The organism is Microvirga alba (genome assembly GCF_015694465.1).
GTDB classification, from domain to species: Bacteria; Pseudomonadota; Alphaproteobacteria; order Rhizobiales; family Beijerinckiaceae; genus Microvirga; species Microvirga alba.
In genome coordinates, this window is record NZ_JADQDO010000001.1 from 286,663 (window position 1) to 305,224 (window position 18,562).

Consider the following 18,562-nt stretch of genomic DNA (forward strand, 5'->3'; position numbering starts at 1 on the left):
GAAAGAGCGGGTGAATATCCTTCCCGCTCTTTCAGGGTTCCCTTTGCCGACAGGCTAGATGACGAAGAAATCCTTCTCCGTCATCTTGAGCTTCTTGGCGAGTGTCGCGAACTGCACGGCCTTCGCCGCGCCGGTGCCGTCCGGATCATAGTAGAGCACGCCTTTCTTGGAATCGTAGATGATGCGGTCACTCGCGTCGTGCGCACTGGTGCCGATCCAGAAGGCGTCCTTGGCGAGAGCACCTTTTTTGGCGATCTTGGTGAAAACGCTCTTTGCCAGATGAATCGTGTCGTCCTTGACGTTGAAGTCCACGATCTTGTCGAGATTGGTCTTCGCATTCGGTTTGGTGTCGAAGACGAAAATGTCCTTCCCAAGGCCGCCGGTCAGCAGATCATTGCCGAGTTTGCCGGAGAGCTTGTTCGCTCCGTCATTGCCGACGATGGTGTTGTTGGCGTTGTTGCCCGTCAGCTCCAGCGCCGCCGAACCAACGGCGGTCAAATTCTCGAGGGGTGTTGTCAGTGTGAAGCTGACGCTTGCCATGACGGTGTCCAGTCCGCCGGCGTCGGTAATGACGTCTCCCGCATCGTCGACATAGTACGTGTCATTGCCGGCGCCACCGTTCATGACGTCCGCACCGGCTCCACCATCGATCACGTTCCCTGCATTGTTGCCGGTGATGACGTTGTTGAGCGCGTTGCCGGTGAGCGTCAGGGCCCCGGTGCCGGATGCCGTGAGATTCTCGATATCTGCACTGAGGACGTAGCTGACGGAGGTATGGACCGTGTCGGTGCCGCCGCCTGCAAATTCGACGATCACGTCGCCGGCATTGTCGACAAAATAGGTATCATCACCTGCGCCCCCATTCATCTGATCAGCGCCGGTTCCACCATCAAGGGTGTCGTTGCCCTCGCCGCCATCAAGGGTGTCGTTGCCTTCTCCGCCGGCCAGTGAATCGGAACCGGCACCCCCGTTCATTTGATCGGCACCGGTACCGCCATCAAGGGTGTCGTTGCCCTCTCCCCCGTCAAGGGTGTCGTTGCCCTCTCCGCCAGCCAGTACATCGGATCCGGCCCCGCCTTTCATCTGATCCGCGCCGGTTCCGCCATCAAGGGTGTCGTTACCCTCTCCGCCGTCAAGGGTGTCGTTGCCTTCGCCACCTGTCAGTACATCGGAACCGGCTCCGCCTTTCATCTGATCGGCACCGGTTCCGCCATCAAGGGTGTCGTTGCCTTCCCCACCGTCAAGGCTGTCGTCGCCTGCTCCGCCGGCCAGTAAGTCGGATCCGTCCTCGCCGTCGAGCCTGTCATTGCCGATGCCACCGTCAAGGGTGTCGTTTCCTCCCTTGCCAGTGAGATGGTCGTTGCCGATGCCGCCTCCCAGGTAATCGTCATATTCGGTTCCGACATATTGATCGTTTTCTGCGGAACCGGGGAGACTGATCCCCTCGAAGCGGGCATCCAGGACTTGTCCGCGGATGCCGTCGGCATCGTCGCTGCGGCCAGCGATGTTTTCACCCCAGGCGACGATCAGCCGACCATCGTTGAGTTCGATCAAGGTCGGAGCAACACGCTCCCCTTCGCCGAAAGACCTACTGACGACGGTGTCGTTTCCAATGTGGTTCTTATTCTTGTCGAAGACGGCAACGCGGACTTGCGGGACTTCAAACTCGCTATAATCCAGATAGGAGATAGCAAACCCGCCATTCGTCAGCGCGGTGACATGCGGCTCGGTTTGACCGCGTGCGGTGACCTTGTTGACCACGAAGGCTGAGCCGTCGGCCGTACCGTTAGACTTATAGATCTGGGCCCTCACGCCAAGGCCGTCGCCGTCGCCCGTTTCCGAGGTCCAGGTAACGATAAAACGCCCATCCGCCAACGCCGTCACAGAGGGCCGCGTGCCCGCTTTGATTGCTTCGGGCAGCTCAAATTGGCTGCCGGCGGTGACTGCCGTTCCATTGGTCGAAAAGATATGGCCGTACACCTTCTCCGTAGAGGCATCGGGGATGGAACCCATATCATTATAGAAGCTGATGAAGCGGCCGTCGCCCAATCCGATCAGGGAGGAGTTAGCCGGCGAGCCGTCGGTGACCACATTGACCGATTGCGTTCCGCCATACGGCTTCCCGTCCGCGCCATAGACCGCGGCCTTGACACTGGCATCGCCCGCCTCGTCCGTGTAAGTAATGACGAAGCCCTTCTTCGGAAGCGCTGCGATACGCGGCATCGTCAAGGGCGCGACATCGCTCGATGCAATTTCGAAATCGTTGTCGTCCTTCCCGTCGCCATCGCCGTCATAGGCCGAGCCGTTCGCATTGAAGATGCGGGCTCGGATCGAATAGTAGTCCAAACCGTCGACCTTGCTGTGGTGTTCCCATGCATAAACAAGGCGCCCGTCACTCAGTGCCGTAACGACGGGATTCGTGTTGGTGCCGGCGAGCGTCGTGTTGATGCGGATAGGATCGCCGTTAGGGACTGCACCGGAATAGAAATGCTGCGCATAGATCGCGCTGACATGACCGGTGTCCGAGTCGCTGGTGTCCTGCCAGACCGCCAGGAATCTCCCATTATCGAGCGCTTGCAGCTGAGCGGCTTTCTGGACGCCATTCGTTTTGGTGTTGACGAGAAATTCGCCCCAGAGAACAGGTGTCGCCATGGTGGTCCCCCAAATCGCGCCTGGAATGCCCAGGTCAAATGAAAGTTTATAACGTTCCGTAACGTTGTGCGATTGGGCTCTCACAAGCAAGATGGTGCAGGAAATTTTTTGTGTGTGGACCTCTCCGAAGGTGGGTCTAAGCCCCCTGAGGGGCCTCCCGGCCCAATGGGGACCTCAAAGCCCGAGCAGGTCCAGAATCTCGCTCGCGCCCGCGTCCGGAGACAGTGTACCCTTCGCGATGGCTGTCTCGATCTCGGGTACCCGTTTGCGTAGCGCGGAATCGTGCGCCAGGCGGTCATGCAGGCGCTCGTGCACGAGGGCCCACATCCATTTGGTGTCCTGTGCATGCCGTTTCGCCGCCAGTTCGCCGGTCGCTTCCAGGCGCTTGCGGTGGTCGAGCACCTTGCTCCAGAGTTCGTCGAGACCCTGACCGGTCAGGCCCGAGACGGTCATTACCGGTGGTGTCCAGGCCTCTGAGGCGGGGGTGAGGATGTGCAGGGCGGCTCTGTATTCGGCGGCGGCGGCCTTTGCCTTCAGGCCCGCATCGTCCGCCTTGTTGACCGCGATCATGTCGGCCAGTTCGAGAATACCCTTCTTGATTCCCTGCAGTTCGTCGCCCGCGCCGGGAAGCATGAGGACGAGGAAGAAATCGGTGAGATCGGCGACGGCGGTCTCGGATTGGCCGACCCCCACCGTCTCGACGAGGATGACGTCGAAACCGGCGGCCTCGCAGAGCAGCATCGCCTCCCGCGTTTTCGCGGCAACGCCGCCGAGGGTACCGGAGGACGGGGAGGGGCGGATGAAGGCGTTCGGGTCCGTTGCGAGCCGCGCCATGCGTGTCTTGTCGCCGAGAATCGCGCCGCCGCTGCGGGTGGAGGAGGGGTCGACCGCGAGCACCGCGACCTTGTGGCCCCTCTCCGTCAACATGGACCCCAGGCTGTCGATGGCGGTGGACTTGCCGACTCCGGGAACGCCTGTGATTCCCACGCGCACGGCCTTGCCCGTATGAGCCATCAATTCCTGCAACAGTTCTCGCGCCGCCGCCCGGTGGTCGGCCCGGCGCGATTCCATCAGGGTGATAGCGCGCGCAAGTGCCGCGCGGTCGCCCTTCCGGACGGCCTCGGCGGTTACTTTTGGCTTCGGGCTTGCAACCTTCGTCATGGTCCGAGGAGTAGCATTGTTCCCTGCGGCTGTAACCGATCGTTCACCACGAGGGGAGAGGAAATCGAGAAGGTTCTCCCTCCGCCTTGTGCTCGCCATCTTCGCGGGCAACACAGCGCTCTCCCCTTCATTGCTCTTACCTCCCTAGCTCCATGTTTTCCCCCATAACCCGTGTCTCCCGCCTTGCCGTCATCGGCCTTGCCTGCCTCGCATTGTCGGGGTGTCTGGGTGGGGAGCTGCCTGTCGTGGCTGGATCGAGCGCACCGCGCGCGCAGCGCGCTGGATTGCGGACCGATCCGACACTGCTCGTCGCGACGACGCGGCTGCCGGTGGCGGGGGCGCTGCAAAAGCCTTGGTTCACCAGCGAGCGTTCGCCCGATCTGGTTTTCGCCGAGGCGCGATTGACCCCGCCGGATCGTTCGCTGATCGGCCGTGTCACCTCGGGAGGGTGGAGCATCTCTGCCGTCGATTCCCTCGACAAGAAGAGCGCGGCGCAGGCCTTCGCGCAGGCGGCGCTCGGGCGCGATCTTCTGCTTTACATCCACGGTTACAAGGAAAGCTTCGAGACGGCCGCGACCTCGACGATAGAGCTCTCGGAAGGCATCAAGTTCCCCGGCGCGACCGGCCTTTTCACCTGGCCGTCCGCCGCCTCGACCTTCAGCTATGTGAGCGACCGCGAAAGCGCGATGTGGTCCCGCGATGCGCTGGAAGATTTGTTGACCGCCATCGCCAATTCGCAGAGCGGTGGGCGCATCAACATCGTCGCGCATAGCATGGGCACCTTGCTGACGCTCGAGACCCTGCGGATGGTACGCGCCGCCGGCGGCGAGAGCGCCATGTCACGCATCGGCGCGGTGGTTCTGGCTGCTCCCGACATCGATATCGACCTTTTCGCACGCGGGCTTGAGCGCCTCGGTCCCGATGCGAAGAAGATCACCGTCATCAGCTCCACCAATGACCGGGCGCTTGCCGTGTCGAGCCGTCTTGCCGGTGGCATCGTGCGCGCGGGCGCGGCGGATCGCGAGCGGCTGGAATCCCTTGGCGTGCGCGTTGCAGACGCCTCCGAATTCGGCAGCGGCATCATCAACCACGACCTCTTCCTGTCCAATAAGGACGTGCAGCAAGTGGTGAAGCGGGCGATCGAGCGAGAGCGGCTGTAAGCGCGGGCGCTCCCCGTCACCTCTGTTCCCGGATTTGCTCCGCGCCGCGCATCCAGGACGAGCGGTAACGAGGCCCGGAAGCCATCCCTGCCGAAACGGTGACCGCTGTTTCTTCTCCGGAACCGACCGCGGTTATGGGTTCCGGGCCCCGCTACGCGGCTCCGGAGTGACGGGAGTATCCCCCCTCGACACCGCGTCTTGTCTATGGCTCTATCATTACATTGATGAGGGTAGAGGCCATGACCATTGAAACCTGGCTCGCATTTGCCGCCGCCTCCGCCATTCTGCTCGTGATTCCGGGACCGACCATTCTGCTCGTGGTGTCCTATGCGCTCGGGCAAGGCTGGCGCACGGCGCTGCCGATGGCGATTGGCGTTGCGCTTGGCGATTTCACCGCCATGACGCTCTCCCTCCTCGGTCTCGGCGCGCTGCTCGCCGCCTCGGCGACGGTGTTCACGATCCTCAAATGGGTCGGCGCGGCCTATCTCGTCTGGCTTGGGCTCAAGCTCTGGCGGGCAGGCGGCACGCTCGATGCAAAACCGCGCACGGATGCGGCGTCCTCGCTAAAGATGCTGAGCCATGCCTGGCTTGTGACCGCGCTCAACCCGAAGGGCCTGACCTTCTTCGTGGCCTTCCTGCCGCAATTCATCGATCCGAGAGCCGACCTTTTCCCCCAGGTCGGCATCTTCGCCGCAACCTTCCTCGTGCTCGCTTTCGCTAACGCCTTCACCTACGCGCTCATCGCCTCACGGGCCCGTGGCGTCATGCGCAATCCGCGCGCGATCGGCGCGGTGAACAAGGTGGGTGGTAGTCTTCTGATCGGCGCAGGGATTGCGACTGTTGCGGTGAGGGCGGGACAATCCTGAGCGACCTCACCAATCGGAGCTCGGACAGGCGCAATACACTCTCTCTCCCACCGGGAGGGGGCAACGCGCGCGGACCGCACGTCGTCATCGCTGGGCTTGTCCCGGCCATCTCGACTGGAAAGACGCCTCACGTGGGCGAGATGCCGGTGATGACAAGGACGGGTTACTCCGCCGCCTGTTTCGGGCCGTAGCCGAGGCGCTTGTTCAAGTCTTCGATCAAGTCCGCAGCCGCATCCGCGATCACAGTGCCCGGCGGGAAGATGGCCGAGGCTCCGGCTTCGATCAGTGCGTCGAAATCCTGCGGTGGGATCACGCCGCCGACGACGATCATGATGTCCTCGCGGCCGTATTTGGCGAGCTCGGTTCTCAGCTCCGGCACGAGGGTCAGGTGGCCCGCGGCGAGCGAGGACACGCCGATGATGTGGACGTCGTTCTCGATCGCCTGACGCGCGGCTTCCGCGGGCGTCGCGAACAACGGGCCGATATCGACGTCGAAACCGAGATCGGCGAAGGCAGACGCGATCACCTTCTGGCCGCGGTCGTGCCCGTCCTGTCCCATCTTGGCGACGAGAATGCGCGGGCGGCGGCCGTCGTTGGTCTCGAAGTCCTCGACCAGATGCCGGATCCGCTCGACGGCTGGCGACGTCATGCCGACCTCCCGCTTGTAGACGCCTGAAATCGCCTTGATCTCGGCCCGATGGCGGCCCCAGACCTTTTCCAGCGCGTCGGAAATTTCGCCCACCGTCGCCTTCGCCCGCGCCGCTTTCACCGCGAGATCGAGCAGATTTCCCTCGCCGGACGCACCCTTCGAAAGAGCGGCCAGCGCCGCATCCACGTCGGCTTGAACGCGTTCGGCGCGAAGGCGCCTGAGCTTCTCGATCTGCTGGGTTCGGACGGAGGCGTTGTCGACCTTGAGGATGTCGATGGAGGCTTCGTCGGTCGGTTTGAATGCGTTGACGCCGATGATCTTCTGGTGGCCGGAATCGATGCGCGCCTGAGTGCGCGCGGCGGCTTCCTCGATCTTCAGTTTCGGAATGCCGGCCTCGATGGCCTTCGCCATGCCGCCAAGAGCCTCCACCTCCTGGATGTGGCTCCAGGCCTTTTCGGCGAGTTCCTGCGTCAGCCGCTCGACGTAATACGAGCCGCCCCACGGGTCGATGATGCGGTCCGTGCCGCTTTCCTGCTGCAGGAAGAGCTGCGTGTTGCGGGCGATGCGGGCGGAAAAGTCGGTCGGCAGCGCCAGTGCCTCGTCGAGGGCATTGGTGTGCAGCGATTGCGTGTGGCCTTGGGTCGCCGCCATCGCCTCGATGCAGGTGCGCGCCACGTTGTTGAACACATCCTGCGCGGTCAGCGACCAGCCGCTCGTCTGCGAATGCGTACGCAGCGGCAGCGACTTCTCGCTTTGCGGGTTGAACCCCTTCACGAGCTTTGCCCACAACAGGCGCGCGGCGCGCATCTTCGCCACTTCCATGAAGAAGTTCATTCCGATGGCCCAGAAGAACGACAGGCGCGGCGCGAACTGATCGATGGTCAGGCCCGCGGCCAATCCGGCGCGGATATATTCGACGCCGTCGGCGAGCGTGTAGGCGAGCTCCAGATCCTGCGTCGCACCGGCTTCCTGCATATGGTAGCCGGAGATCGATATCGAGTTGAACTTCGGCATATGTGTCGAGGTATAGGCGAAGATGTCGGAGATGATGCGCATCGATCCTTTCGGCGGATAGATGTAGGTGTTGCGCACCATGAACTCTTTGAGAATGTCGTTCTGGATCGTGCCCGAAAGTTTTTGCGCGGGAACGCCCTGCTCCTCCGCCGCGACGATGTAGAGCGCGAGCACCGGCAGCACCGCGCCGTTCATGGTCATGGACACGCTCATCTGATCGAGCGGGATGCCCTCGAACAGGGTGCGCATGTCATAGATCGAGTCGATCGCGACACCCGCCATGCCCACATCGCCCGCAACCCGCGGATGATCGCTGTCGTAGCCGCGATGGGTCGCCAGATCGAAGGCGACGGAGAGGCCCTTCTGGCCGGCGGCGAGATTGCGGCGATAGAAGGCGTTGGAATCCTCCGCCGTGGAGAAGCCGGCATATTGGCGCACGGTCCAGGGCTGGTTGACATACATGGTCGGATAGGGACCGCGAAGATAAGGAGCGATGCCCGGATAAGTGTCGAGGAAGTCGATGCCAGCCCGATCCTCGGGGCCATACCCTCCCTTCACCGCGATGCCCTCCGGCGTCAGCCAGGGATCGGAGGATGATTGAGGCGGGAGCGGTGAAACATCCGCCCAAGCGATGTTCGAAAAATCTGGGACGCGGGTCATGGCTTCAATCAACGCTCGTACCGAAAGTCGTTCGGCATTTTAGGCCCTTCGGGTCGGCCGGGCTATCACTTAAAACGGCCCGGCCGGGCGAGATATTCGACTATTGGTTCAACGCCTTGGCCTTTTGAAGCACAGCAGGCTTTGAATTCAACAAATATTATATCATGCTTGAATTCTCATGCTTTTTCGCCGCCTTTCTCCCCGTCCGGACAGCGCCGCTCACCTTTGGCCGCCGATTGAGCGGACATTCCGCAAAGAAAAGCCGCCACGCCTTGTGAAGGCGGGCGGCTTGTCCGCGTCTTGTCTTGTCAGCTTAGCTGGAAACGGTGGCGGAGCGTTTCTGCGCCGTCCATCGGCCAGAGCAGCCGAAGCTGCCGAGCGTCCAGGTTCCGGAGCCCGACTTGCCGTTGAGGCGGCCATTGGCATCGACCTTGGCGATGCTGCGGCGGATGTCGAGATTGACCGCGCCGTCCGGACCCACCTTGCCGTAAACCGTGGTCGGGGAATCGCCCTTTGCGAGAAGGTAGCGGACGCTGCCGCTTTCGATAGCGATGGAATAATTGTAGCTGGCGCTGCAGATGCCGGAATCCGTCACCATCTGGACGCTCCAGGTGCCGTCATTCCGGTTCGGTGTGGCTGCCATGGCGCTGCCAAGAAAAGTCAGGCCGAAGCCCAGGGCCAAAGCAGATCGTTTCGCAAAGTTCATCACTACGCCTTCTCCCGGTTCGAGACCGGGAGAAGGCCTCATGGCTGTGCGCAGGCCGCTTCGAGGGCCTCGCTCAAGACCTTGAGGGTATCGCACCCGGCAAAGATAAAAGTGGCGATGCCTGCGCGGGAGAGCTTTTCTTCGTTCTTACCCGGGCTGCCGGCGAGATAAATACGGGCCGATCCAGCCTCTCGCAAGGTCGTTGCTGTCGCAGTCGCCTGTTCTTCATAAATCTCATCTGTCGAACAAATGCAGGAAAGCTTTGCTTTACTGTCGATGTAAGCTTTCTTGAGACTCTCCTGAGCCGCAAACCCTTCGTTCGTGATGGCTTCTATTCCTGCCGCCTCGAAGAAATTTTTGGCGAAAGTGGCGCGGGCGGTAAACGCCGCGACGGGGCCGAGATTGGCCAGGAAGATCTTGGGCCGCGAGCCCGTGCGCGCGAGATAGGCGTCAGACGCATCGCGCAGGCGCTCGAACGGCTCCGCGATGCGGACGGAGGGTAGGGGGGGGATGCTGACGCCACCTTCGCTCGCCGCGAGAGCGGGGAGGCCCTCGTCGTGGGGGATCAGAACGGCCACATTCGCCTCGGCGATATTGGGAAATTCGCTGGTGCCGGTGATCGGCTCCTTGCGGGTGGCGACGGCCTTGTCGCGCTGCGTGCGGATGGCCGCGATGCGGCTTTGCAACACGCCGCGCGTCAGGCTTTCCACGATGCCGCCTTCGCGCTCGATCTCCTGGAACAGCGCCCATGCTTTCTCGCACAGAGCTTCCGTCAGCGCCTCGAACCCGCCCGCCCCGGCGGCGGGATCGGCCACGCGCCAGAGATTGGCTTCGTCCAGCAGGACCAACTGCGTGTTGCGCGCCACCCGGCGCGCGAAGGCATCCGGTAATCCCAGCGCGGCGGTGAAAGGCAGGACCGTGATCGCATCCGCCCCGCCGATCCCGGCGGAGAAGGTGGCCACCGTCGCCCGCAGCATGTTGACCCACGGATCGCGCCGGGTCGTCATCCGCCACGCGGTTTCCGCATGAAGGCGGATCGGCTTCGGCCTGAGGCCGGAAGCCTGTTCCAGGCGGGCCCAAAGCCGCCGCAGAGCGCGAAATTTCGCGACCGTCAGAAATTCATCCGCATCGGCGACGAGGAGAAAGGACAGCGCATCGCGGGCAGCCTCAGGCGAATGGCCCTGCGCTTCGAGCGCGCGCAAATACGCGACGCCGGTCGAAAGCGCGGCCGCAAGCTCCTGCGCCTCGCTCGCACCCGCCTCGTGATAGGGCCGCCCATCGGCGAGGAAGGCGCGCCCCGTGAAACCGCGAGCGGTCAAATCGGCAAGCATTAAGCCCATGCGGCGGGAGACCTCGTCCCACGCCACCGAGAGTTCACCGAGCGCGGCGAGGCCGCCGATCGGATCCATGCCGAGATCGAGGGACAGGTCGGAGAGCTTGTGGCCGCGTCGTTCGGCGACAGTAATCAGCCGTTCCGCCATCGGACGGCCCTTGCCCCCCGCATCGAGGCGCAGGTGGACGAGATCGAGCATCACGCCGGAGAGCGCGCGATCGAGATCCTCAACCGTCTCGGCGCGAACGCCGAAGCCCCGCGCCGCCGGGGCCTTCCCGGTGACGAGCGTCAGCGCATCCGCGCCGCCTTCCAGGTCGAGGACGGCGAGTTCGTTCGCCTTGGCCGGATCGGGATGGTCGATGCGCTGGGAGACCCGCCAACGACCGGGCTCGGCGCGCGCAATGCGTTGCGCCCTCTCGGCCTTGGGATAGAGCGGCTGGATGTCGAGGCCATCATAGGTTTTCCTGACGAGCTTCTTCTGAAAATCCGCGCCCTTCAGCACCCCTTCGACCAGCCTGAGCCATTGCTCACGGGTGGCGGCAGGAAAGTCGGCGGCAAGGGTCAGGTCGTCCATGGGCGGGGCCTCTATCCACGGCGGAGATGTTTGCACTCTGTGCCCGTTCCGCCAAGGGCCCCGATTACCCCACTCACCGGGAAGAGGAAATCAGACCAATTGCGACACACTACCTCCACCTTGTCATCACCGGACTTGTCCCGGTGATCCCGTCGTAGAGTGCCTTTCCCTAACGAGATGGCCGGCACGAGGCCGGCCATGACGGGGAATGACTCTATCGGGCTGGCGATCCCGGATCGCCTGCGGCGCTCGGGACGACCTAAGTCCGTTCAGACAAACTGCGACAGGCCGGGGACGGCGCCGACGATGGGGCCCATCACGTCCTCGCCCGCCTTCTCGCGGCCATAGGCGAAGAGCTCATGCCCGAGAGGCTGCATCTGGCCCATGGAAACGCCCGCGCCCATGAGCTGGCCGCCGAGCGCCATCACGCCGCCACCCATGGCGCTCATCATGCCCATGAGGCCACCGCCACCACCGCCGCCGCCCGCCTGGGCAATCGCCTCCTCCGCGCCCGGCAGGGCTGCGATGAGCTGGTTCACCTCGGTCGCTGGGCCTTCCTTGCGCAGAAACGCCAGGATCAGGCCGATGGCCTTGGTCGAGGTTGCGGCATCGAGGCCCGTCTTCTGCGTGACGCGGGCGATGAGTTCTTCCATGTGATTCTCCTGATGGTGTCTTTACGCGCGATAGTTCGGGCTGAGGCACTCTAAATCAAGTGAGCCGCATAGTGGAAACCGGGTCGGGAACTCCCTACACTGATAGAACATTCGAAAGAGGGACGCGATGCTCCAGGACGGCAAGATCTTCATCGGCAAAAGCACCAAGCCGGAATATCTGGATCTGGCGCTTGCCAACCGGCACGGCCTGATCACGGGCGCGACGGGCACGGGCAAGACGGTCTCCCTGCAGGTGCTGGCGGAGGGTTTCTCGCAAGCGGGCGTCCCGGTTTTCGCCGCCGACATCAAGGGCGATCTTTCAGGCATCGGAGCCCCCGGCACGCCGAAGGATGCGTTTCTGAAGCGCGCCAAGGACATCGGCATCGACTACAAGCCGGATCAATTTCCGGTCGTGTTCTGGGATCTGTTCGGCGAACAGGGCCATCGCGTGCGGGCGACCGTGTCGGAGATGGGGCCACTTCTTTTGTCCCGCTTGCTCGATTTGAACGATACGCAGGAAGGCGTGCTCAACATCGCGTTCCGCGTTGCCGACGAGCAGGGACTTCTGCTCATGGATTTGAAGGACCTGCGCGCCCTGCTGCAATTCGTGGCAGAGAACGCGCAGGATCTCACGACGACTTACGGCAACGTGTCGAAGGCGACGATCGGCACGATCCAGCGCCAGCTTCTCGTACTCGAAAACCAGAAGGGCGATGAGTTTCTGGGCGAGCCTGCCCTGAGCATCAAGGACCTGATGCGCACCGACCGCGATGGGCGTGGCGTCGTCAATATTCTGGCGGCGGACAAGCTGATGAACAATCCGCGCCTCTACGCCACGTTTCTGTTGTGGCTGATGTCGGAATTGTTCGAGGCGTTGCCGGAAGTGGGCGATCTCGATCAGCCCAAGCTCGTGTTCTTCTTCGACGAAGCTCATCTGCTTTTCAGCGATGCGCCGAAAGCCCTTACCGAGACGGTGGAGCGGGTCGTGCGGCTCATCCGCTCCAAAGGCGTCGGCGTTTATTTCATCACGCAAAATCCCATCGACGTTCCGGAGACGGTCCTCGCGCAACTCGGCAACCGGGTGCAGCACGCGCTGCGCGCCTACACACCGCGCGAGCAGAAGGCGGTTCGCGTCGCGGCGCAGACCTTCCGCCAGAACCCGGCCTTCGACACCGAGAAGGCGATCACCGAACTCGGCGTCGGCGAAGCATTGGTTTCCTCGCTTGAGGGCAAGGGCGCGCCCTCCATGGTGGAGCGCACATTGATTGCCCCGCCCATGGCGCAGGTCGGGCCTATCGATCAGGCTTTGCGCCAACAGATCATTGCCGCAAGTCCATTGCGCGGAAAATACGAACAGGCCATCGATTCCGAATCCGCCTATGAAATGCTCGCGCAGCGCGCTCAAAAGGCCGCCGCCGATGCGCAGGCGGCCCAAGGCGGGGGCGGCATTCTCGACATGCTCGGTAACCTGTTCGGTACGAATGGCCAGCGCAAGGGCACCATGACGACCGGTCAGCGCGTCACCCGCGAGGTCACCCGCACAATCGTCAACCAGACCGTCGGCAGCCTCGCGGCTGAACTCGGCAAATCCATCGGAGGTCGCCAGGGCGGCTCCATCGGCCGCGCCATCGTGCGCGGCACGCTGGGGGGGATTTTGAGGCGCTGACAATCTGCTCACCCTCGTCCTTCGAGACGACCTGACGGCCTCCTCAGGATGAGGCCTTGTGGTGCCCTGATAATCCAGCTTCGAGATCTCGCCCTCTTGCACCACGCCGCCTGTTGGATGCACGGTGTCGGCCGAATGCGCAGATTCTCATCAACCAGTCAGAGCATCATGTCCCACCTCGACCAAGTTCTCGCCAAAATCGATTCCGACCTCGACACCTCGCTGGAACGTCTGTTCCATTGGCTCAAGATCCCCTCGATCTCGACCGATCCCGCTTACAAGGACCATTGCCGCAAGGCGGGCGAGTGGCTGGTAGACGAGTTGAAGGGACTTGGCGTCGACGCGTCGTTGCGTGAGACGGGCGGCCATCCGGCAGTGGTCGGTCATGCGAAGGGCGAAACCAAGCCGCATGTGCTGTTCTACGGCCATTACGACGTGCAGCCGGTCGATCCGCTGGATCTGTGGGACACGCCGCCCTTCGAGCCGAAGATCGCGACGCTTCCCGATGGTCGCAAAGTCATCAGCGCGCGCGGATCGTCCGACGACAAGGGCCAGGTGCTGACCTTCGTGGAAGCCTGCCGCGCGTGGAAGGCGGTGACCGGCTCGCTGCCGATCAACATCACCTTCCTGGTTGAGGGCGCGGAAGAGGATGGATCGAAGTTCCTGCCCGAGTTCATCGAAGCCAATAAGGATGAGTTGAAGGCCGATGTGGCGCTCGTCTGCGACACGGGCATGTGGGACCAGAACACCCCCGCCATCACCTCCTCGCTGCGCGGCATGGTCTATGAGGAAGTGATTGTCCGCTGCGCCGATCGGGACCTGCATTCCGGCACGTTCGGCGGCGCTGCGCAAAATCCGATCCATGTGCTGTCCAAGATCATCGCGGCGATCCACGACGAGAACGGCCGCATCACTATCAAGGACTTTTACGAAGGCGTGCCTGAAACGCCGACGCAGATCCTGGAGCAATGGAAGAAGCTGAACCTGACGGAAGAGGAATTTCTCGGCGGGATCGGGCTGAAACATTCAGCTGGCGAGAAGGGCCGTATGCTGATCGAGCAGGTCCAGTCGCGCCCGACCTGCGACGTCAACGGCATCATCGGCGGCTATACGGGCGAGGGCACCAAGACCGTGATCGCGGCGGAAGCGCGCTGCAAGATCTCGTTCCGCCTCGTCGGCGATCAGGACCCGGCAAAGATTTCGGCGAATTTCAAGGCGTTCGTCGAAGCGCGCATTCCGTCGGATTGCTCCGTCGAGTTCATCCATCACAAGGGTTCGCGGGCGCTTGCGCTGCCGCATGACTTCCCGGCGCTCATCGCTGCGAAGGCGGCGCTCCATGACGAATGGAAGGCCGATCCCATCATCATCGGCATGGGTGGCTCGATTCCGGTCGGCGGCGATTTCAAGCGCACGCTCGGTCTCGATACCCTCTTCGTCGGCTTCGGGCTCGACGATGACCGTATCCACTCGCCGAACGAGAAGTACGACCTGAAGAGCTTCCACAAGGGCACACGCTCCTGGGCGCGGATTCTCGCGGCTTTGGCGAAGTAGGGCGAGCGCACGGGCCCCTCACCCGGACCTTCGATCCGACCTCTCCCCACCGGGGAGAGGTTGGGGCGGCGGTGCTCATCCATCACATTTCGTGACTTAACCGATCACCAATCGTTTTCATCCGGCCCCCGAATTTTCATTGACGACCTCATGAACTCGGCGTTCGATTAGGACAACAACACTGACCGACAGGGAGAGCCCGGTGGCTTGGTATTCGCAGACATGGAACTGGTTCAACGGCGCGTGGCATGAGGGCAATCCGCCGCTCATCGGGCCGCGCTCGCATGTCTCCTGGCTCGGCTCCTCGGTTTTCGACGGCGCGCGGGTCTTCGAGGGCGTTGCGCCGGATCTCGACCTGCATTGCGCCCGCGTGAACCGTTCGGCCAAGGTCATCGGGCTTGAGCCGACCATGGAATCGCAGGCCATCGTCGATCTCGTCCGCGAGGGCGTGAAGAAATTCGCACCCGGCACGGCGCTCTACGTAAAGCCCATGTATTGGGGCGAGGCCGAGGGTCTTGCGACCATCGCGCCGGATCCGGAATCGACCCAGTTCTGTCTGAGCCTGTTCGAGGCGCCGATGCCGGTTCCGGGCGGCCTGTCGGTGATGAAATCGAGCTTCCGCCGCCCGACCCTCGATTGCATGCCCACCGACTCCAAGGCCGGATGTCTCTACCCGAACAACGCCCGTGTCATCCGCGAGGCGAAGGCCATGGGTTTCGACAACGCGCTCGTCTGCGACGCGCTCGGCAATGTGGCCGAGACGGCTACGTCCAACGTGTTCATGGCGAAGGACGGCGTGGTCTATACCCCCGCTCCGAATGGCACCTTCCTCAATGGCATTACTCGTCAGCGGGTGATCCAGTTGCTCCGCGACAACGGCGCGTCGGTGGTCGAAGGCACGCTGCGCTACGAGGACTTCGCTGCGGCGGATGAAATTTTCATCTCGGGCAACTATTCCAAAGCCATGCCCGTGCTGCGGATCGATGCCCGCGAGCTTCAGCCAGGCCCGTTCTATCGCAAGGCGCGCGAGCTCTACTGGGCCTTCGCCCACGACAAGGCGATTTGAGGTCGCTTCCGCCTCTGCTGCCTTGCCCGGGCTCGTCCCGGGTATCCACGCCTTCTACACGCGCCGTTTCCCAGACGTGGATGGCCGGATCAAGTCCGGCCATGACGAAGGATGCGTTCTGAAACGGGCGCTTAGGTATGCAGACTCATCGGCGTGCCAGACGCACGCCGAAGGCCTTGAGGCCGCCGAGCAGGGTCAGTCCGTACAGGGTGGCCCCAGCGGCTCCGAGGATCGCGAGCAGGGTCTCGGCTTGCCACGCGGGCAGCGATGCCGTCCAGCGCGACAGGGGCTCGGGGGCGAACCACGCGAAGAGACCGAGCAGGGCGCTCGCGACCATGACGGCGGCGCAAGTCCGGCCCAAGGTGTGGCTCGGGTCCGTCCAGCCGCGCCGATAGGCCAGCGCCAAGAGCAGGATCAGGTTGACCCACACGCCGAGCGACGTGCCAAGTGCCAGGCCGACAACGCCGAAGGGGCCCATCAGCATGATTTTCAGGAGCACGTTCACCGCCACCGCCGTCAGCGAGGCGTAGAGCGGCGTCACCGTGTCGGCGCGCGAATAGAAGCTCGCGAGCGCTGAGCGGATCAGCACGGCGGCGGGAAGGCCGATGGAATAGGCCGCCAGCGCTGCACCCGCGCGCCGCGCCGCCTCCGCATCAAAAGCGCCGCGCTGGAACAGGGCGGTCATGATGAGGTCAGGCATGGTGACGAAGGCCACCAGGAAGGGCGCGGCGAGAGCGAGCGTCATGCCGACGGCACGGTTCTGGGCCGCGTGGGCCCCGGTGACATCGCCGCCTGCAATGCGGCGGCTCATTTCGGGTAAAAGTACCGTCCCTGCCGCAATGCCGATGACACCGAGCGGCAGTTGATAGATGCGGTCCGCGTAATACAGCGACGAGACTGCGCCGGTTGGCAGGAACGAGGCGATGATCGTGTCCGCGAAGATCGCGATCTGCACCCCGGCAGAGCCGATGATGGCGGGGCCGAGGGTCTTGAAGAAACCCTTCATGGCCGGATCGAGGCGCGGTGGTTCGAGCCCCGGCGCGACCTTGAGTCGTCGGGCCGCCGCCCACACGAGCAAAAGCTCCAGCACGCCCGCGACCGCGATGCCCCAGGCGGCGGCATGGCCCGCGCTTGGAAACAGGAAGGCCACGGCCAGAGCCGCGATCAGCGACAAATTCAGCAGAACCGGCGCGGCTGCTGCGGCAGCGAATCGCTCATGGGCGTTCAGGATCGCGGAGAGAATTGTGACGAGGGTGATGAAGAGAAGATACGGGAAGGTGATGCGGGTCAGCGTCACCGCCAGGTCGAATTTGGCCGGGTATTCGGCAAATCCCGGCGCGAGCAACTGCACGACGACCGGCATCGCCAGGAAGGCCAGGACGAGAAGGCCAATCTGCACCATCAGCATCAGGCTGGTGATGCGGCCCGCGAAAGTGCGGGCGGGCTTTTCACCCTGCGTTTCGAGAACGCGCGCATAGGTCGGCAGGAAGGCGTTGTTGAATGCGCCTTCGCTGAAGATCTGGCGGAAGTTGTTGGGAATGCGGAAGGCCACCACGAAGGCGTCGGCTATCGGCCCCGCGCCCATCACAGCGGCGATGACCACGTCGCGGACGAATCCTGTGAGGCGGGAGACGAGCGTCCAGCCGCCGACGGAAAGGATTTTCTTGAACATGGATCAGGTCCGGCGCAGTCGCGGATCGTCGGGAACGAGGCTCGAGCTGACTTCAGCTGCGCCGCCGACCCGCTCGGAGACCACATAAAGCGGCCGCCGTTTCACCTCGGCGAAGATGCGTCCGACATATTCCCCGACGATGCCGAGCGACATGAGCTGGATGCCGGAGAAGAACATGACGGACACGATCAGGCTCGGGAAGCCGGGCAGATCGGAGCCGAAAAGCAGCGTCCGGATCAGGAAGTAGATCGCAGTGGCGATGGAGAGGAACGAGATCAGGAAGCCGACATAGGTCCAGATCCGCAGGGGAACCGTCGAGAAGGCGGCGATGCCGTCGAAGGCAAAGCGGACGAGCTTCCTGAAACTCCATTTGGTGGCGCCGTGGAGGCGCTCCTCGACCACGAAGGGCACGCCTATGCCCTTGAAGCCGACCCAGGCATAGAGCCCCTTCGAGAACCGTGCCTTCTCGCCCAGCGTCCGCAGGGCCTCGACGCCCTTCCGGTCGATGAGCCTGAAATCGCCTGCGCCTTCGGGCAGGGGGATTTCTCCGAACCGGGCGAACAATTGATAGAACAGATGGGCGAAGCCCCGCTTGACCCGGGTCTCGTCCGAGCGGTCAGTGCGCTGGCCGTAGACCATCACGTAACCGTCCTTCCAGCGCTCGACGAACGTCTCGATCATCTCCGGCGGGTGCTGCAGATCGGCGTCCATGATGACGACCGCATCACCGCGCGCATGGTCGAGCCCGGCGGCGATGGCGATTTCCTTGCCGAAATTGCGGCTGAAAGAGACCGCCCCGATCCGGGGTTCCGTCATGCTGATGGTTTTGATGATTTCCAGCGTGTCGTCCCGGCTGCCGTCATCCACGAAAACCACGTCCCAGATGGAGGTGATCCGGTTGAGGACAGGCAGCAGACGCTCGCACAGGGGCGCGATATTGGCGCTCTCGTTGTGCACGGGGATGATGACGCTAAGTTTGGGTGACGCCACGCAAAAGTCCTTCTTCGTTGCGCGCATTGAGAGCCGAGTTTGCAGCTTTGCTCAAGGGGCATAGAGCATTTTTCGGCGAAGTGGATGCCGGTTCGCCGATCCGAAAATGCGACAAATCAACAATCTAGGAGCATGTTCCGATTCCAAGGACGCGGACCATGCTCTAGCGTGCGGCAAGGCTGATTTTGG

General features: G+C 63.0%; 13 protein-coding genes. 5 read left to right on the plus strand and 8 right to left on the minus strand.

Annotated elements, in window-relative coordinates; translation table 11 throughout:
• Positions 1-54: 54 nt before the first annotated feature.
• Both I2H38_RS01330 and meaB read right to left on the minus strand, forming a co-directional pair.
• On the minus strand, positions 55-2,652 hold the full coding sequence (locus tag I2H38_RS01330; protein WP_196269998.1) for a calcium-binding protein: 2,598 nt from the start codon (positions 2,650-2,652) through the stop codon (positions 55-57).
• A gap of 174 nt (positions 2,653-2,826) precedes the next feature.
• Positions 2,827-3,813 carry a methylmalonyl Co-A mutase-associated GTPase MeaB gene (gene meaB, locus I2H38_RS01335; RefSeq protein ID WP_196269999.1) on the minus strand — a complete coding sequence of 329 codons (987 nt, stop codon included), beginning with the start codon at positions 3,811-3,813 and terminating at the stop codon, positions 2,827-2,829.
• A 152-nt stretch (positions 3,814-3,965) separates the two neighbouring features.
• Between meaB and I2H38_RS01340 the strand changes: the two genes are divergently transcribed.
• Together I2H38_RS01340 and I2H38_RS01345 are read left to right on the plus strand one after the other, a co-directional pair.
• Positions 3,966-4,973 (plus strand): alpha/beta hydrolase, encoded by a 1,008-nt coding sequence (locus I2H38_RS01340; RefSeq protein WP_196270000.1) that lies wholly within the window; start codon positions 3,966-3,968, stop codon positions 4,971-4,973.
• A gap of 239 nt (positions 4,974-5,212) precedes the next feature.
• The gene (locus tag I2H38_RS01345) at positions 5,213-5,839 is read left to right on the plus strand and encodes a LysE family translocator (protein ID WP_196270001.1); all 627 of its coding nucleotides are present in this window, start codon (positions 5,213-5,215) and stop codon (positions 5,837-5,839) included.
• Positions 5,840-6,002: 163 nt separating this feature from the next.
• Here I2H38_RS01345 and scpA read toward each other — a convergent pair whose 3' ends face one another.
• The 4 genes from scpA to I2H38_RS01365 form a co-directional block, all read right to left on the minus strand.
• Positions 6,003-8,162, minus strand: a complete 2,160-nt coding sequence (gene scpA, locus I2H38_RS01350) for a methylmalonyl-CoA mutase (RefSeq protein WP_196270002.1) — start codon at positions 8,160-8,162, stop codon at positions 6,003-6,005.
• Between the two features lie 313 nt (positions 8,163-8,475).
• The gene (locus I2H38_RS01355; RefSeq protein WP_196270003.1) at positions 8,476-8,868 is read right to left on the minus strand and encodes a hypothetical protein; all 393 of its coding nucleotides are present in this window, start codon (positions 8,866-8,868) and stop codon (positions 8,476-8,478) included.
• Between the two features lie 38 nt (positions 8,869-8,906).
• A complete protein-coding gene (locus I2H38_RS01360) occupies positions 8,907-10,775 on the minus strand; it encodes a methylmalonyl-CoA mutase subunit beta (protein WP_196270004.1) in 1,869 nt (622 codons plus the stop codon).
• Positions 10,776-11,044: 269 nt separating this feature from the next.
• Entirely contained in the window at positions 11,045-11,428 is a 384-nt protein-coding gene (locus tag I2H38_RS01365) for a DUF2267 domain-containing protein (RefSeq protein WP_196270005.1), read from the minus strand.
• Between the two features lie 127 nt (positions 11,429-11,555).
• On the opposite strand from I2H38_RS01365, the gene I2H38_RS01370 reads away from it, so the two are divergent.
• The 3 genes from I2H38_RS01370 (at position 11,556) to I2H38_RS01380 (ending at position 15,711) form a co-directional block, all read left to right on the plus strand.
• Complete coding sequence (locus I2H38_RS01370) at positions 11,556-13,094, plus strand: helicase HerA-like domain-containing protein (protein ID WP_196270006.1); 1,539 nt, start codon at positions 11,556-11,558, stop codon at positions 13,092-13,094.
• 168 nt (positions 13,095-13,262) lie between these two features.
• Positions 13,263-14,645, plus strand: a complete 1,383-nt coding sequence (locus tag I2H38_RS01375) for a dipeptidase (RefSeq protein WP_196270007.1) — start codon at positions 13,263-13,265, stop codon at positions 14,643-14,645.
• A gap of 202 nt (positions 14,646-14,847) precedes the next feature.
• Positions 14,848-15,711, plus strand: a complete 864-nt coding sequence (locus I2H38_RS01380; protein WP_196270008.1) for a branched-chain amino acid aminotransferase — start codon at positions 14,848-14,850, stop codon at positions 15,709-15,711.
• 145 nt (positions 15,712-15,856) lie between these two features.
• Here I2H38_RS01380 and murJ read toward each other — a convergent pair whose 3' ends face one another.
• Positions 15,857-17,383 (minus strand): murein biosynthesis integral membrane protein MurJ, encoded by a 1,527-nt coding sequence (murJ, locus tag I2H38_RS01385; protein WP_196270009.1) that lies wholly within the window; start codon positions 17,381-17,383, stop codon positions 15,857-15,859.
• A 3-nt stretch (positions 17,384-17,386) separates the two neighbouring features.
• Positions 17,387-18,373, minus strand: coding sequence for a glycosyltransferase family 2 protein (locus I2H38_RS01390; protein ID WP_324617326.1), 987 nt, complete (start codon positions 18,371-18,373; stop codon positions 17,387-17,389).
• Positions 18,374-18,562 lie beyond the last annotated feature (189 nt).

Excerpts from the sequence above, each read along its gene's own strand:
- I2H38_RS01330 (WP_196269998.1), bottom strand. The coding sequence starts at position 2,652 with ATGGCGACACCTGTTCTCTGGGGCGAATTTCTCGTCAACACCAAAACG.
- meaB (WP_196269999.1), bottom strand. The coding sequence starts at position 3,813 with ATGACGAAGGTTGCAAGCCCGAAGCCAAAAGTAACCGCCGAGGCCGTC.
- I2H38_RS01340 (WP_196270000.1), top strand. The coding sequence starts at position 3,966 with ATGTTTTCCCCCATAACCCGTGTCTCCCGCCTTGCCGTCATCGGCCTT.
- I2H38_RS01345 (WP_196270001.1), top strand. The coding sequence starts at position 5,213 with ATGACCATTGAAACCTGGCTCGCATTTGCCGCCGCCTCCGCCATTCTG.
- scpA (WP_196270002.1), bottom strand. The coding sequence starts at position 8,162 with ATGACCCGCGTCCCAGATTTTTCGAACATCGCTTGGGCGGATGTTTCA.
- I2H38_RS01355 (WP_196270003.1), bottom strand. The coding sequence starts at position 8,868 with ATGAACTTTGCGAAACGATCTGCTTTGGCCCTGGGCTTCGGCCTGACT.
- I2H38_RS01360 (WP_196270004.1), bottom strand. The coding sequence starts at position 10,775 with ATGGACGACCTGACCCTTGCCGCCGACTTTCCTGCCGCCACCCGTGAG.
- I2H38_RS01365 (WP_196270005.1), bottom strand. The coding sequence starts at position 11,428 with ATGGAAGAACTCATCGCCCGCGTCACGCAGAAGACGGGCCTCGATGCC.
- I2H38_RS01370 (WP_196270006.1), top strand. The coding sequence starts at position 11,556 with ATGCTCCAGGACGGCAAGATCTTCATCGGCAAAAGCACCAAGCCGGAA.
- I2H38_RS01375 (WP_196270007.1), top strand. The coding sequence starts at position 13,263 with ATGTCCCACCTCGACCAAGTTCTCGCCAAAATCGATTCCGACCTCGAC.
- murJ (WP_196270009.1), bottom strand. The coding sequence starts at position 17,383 with ATGTTCAAGAAAATCCTTTCCGTCGGCGGCTGGACGCTCGTCTCCCGC.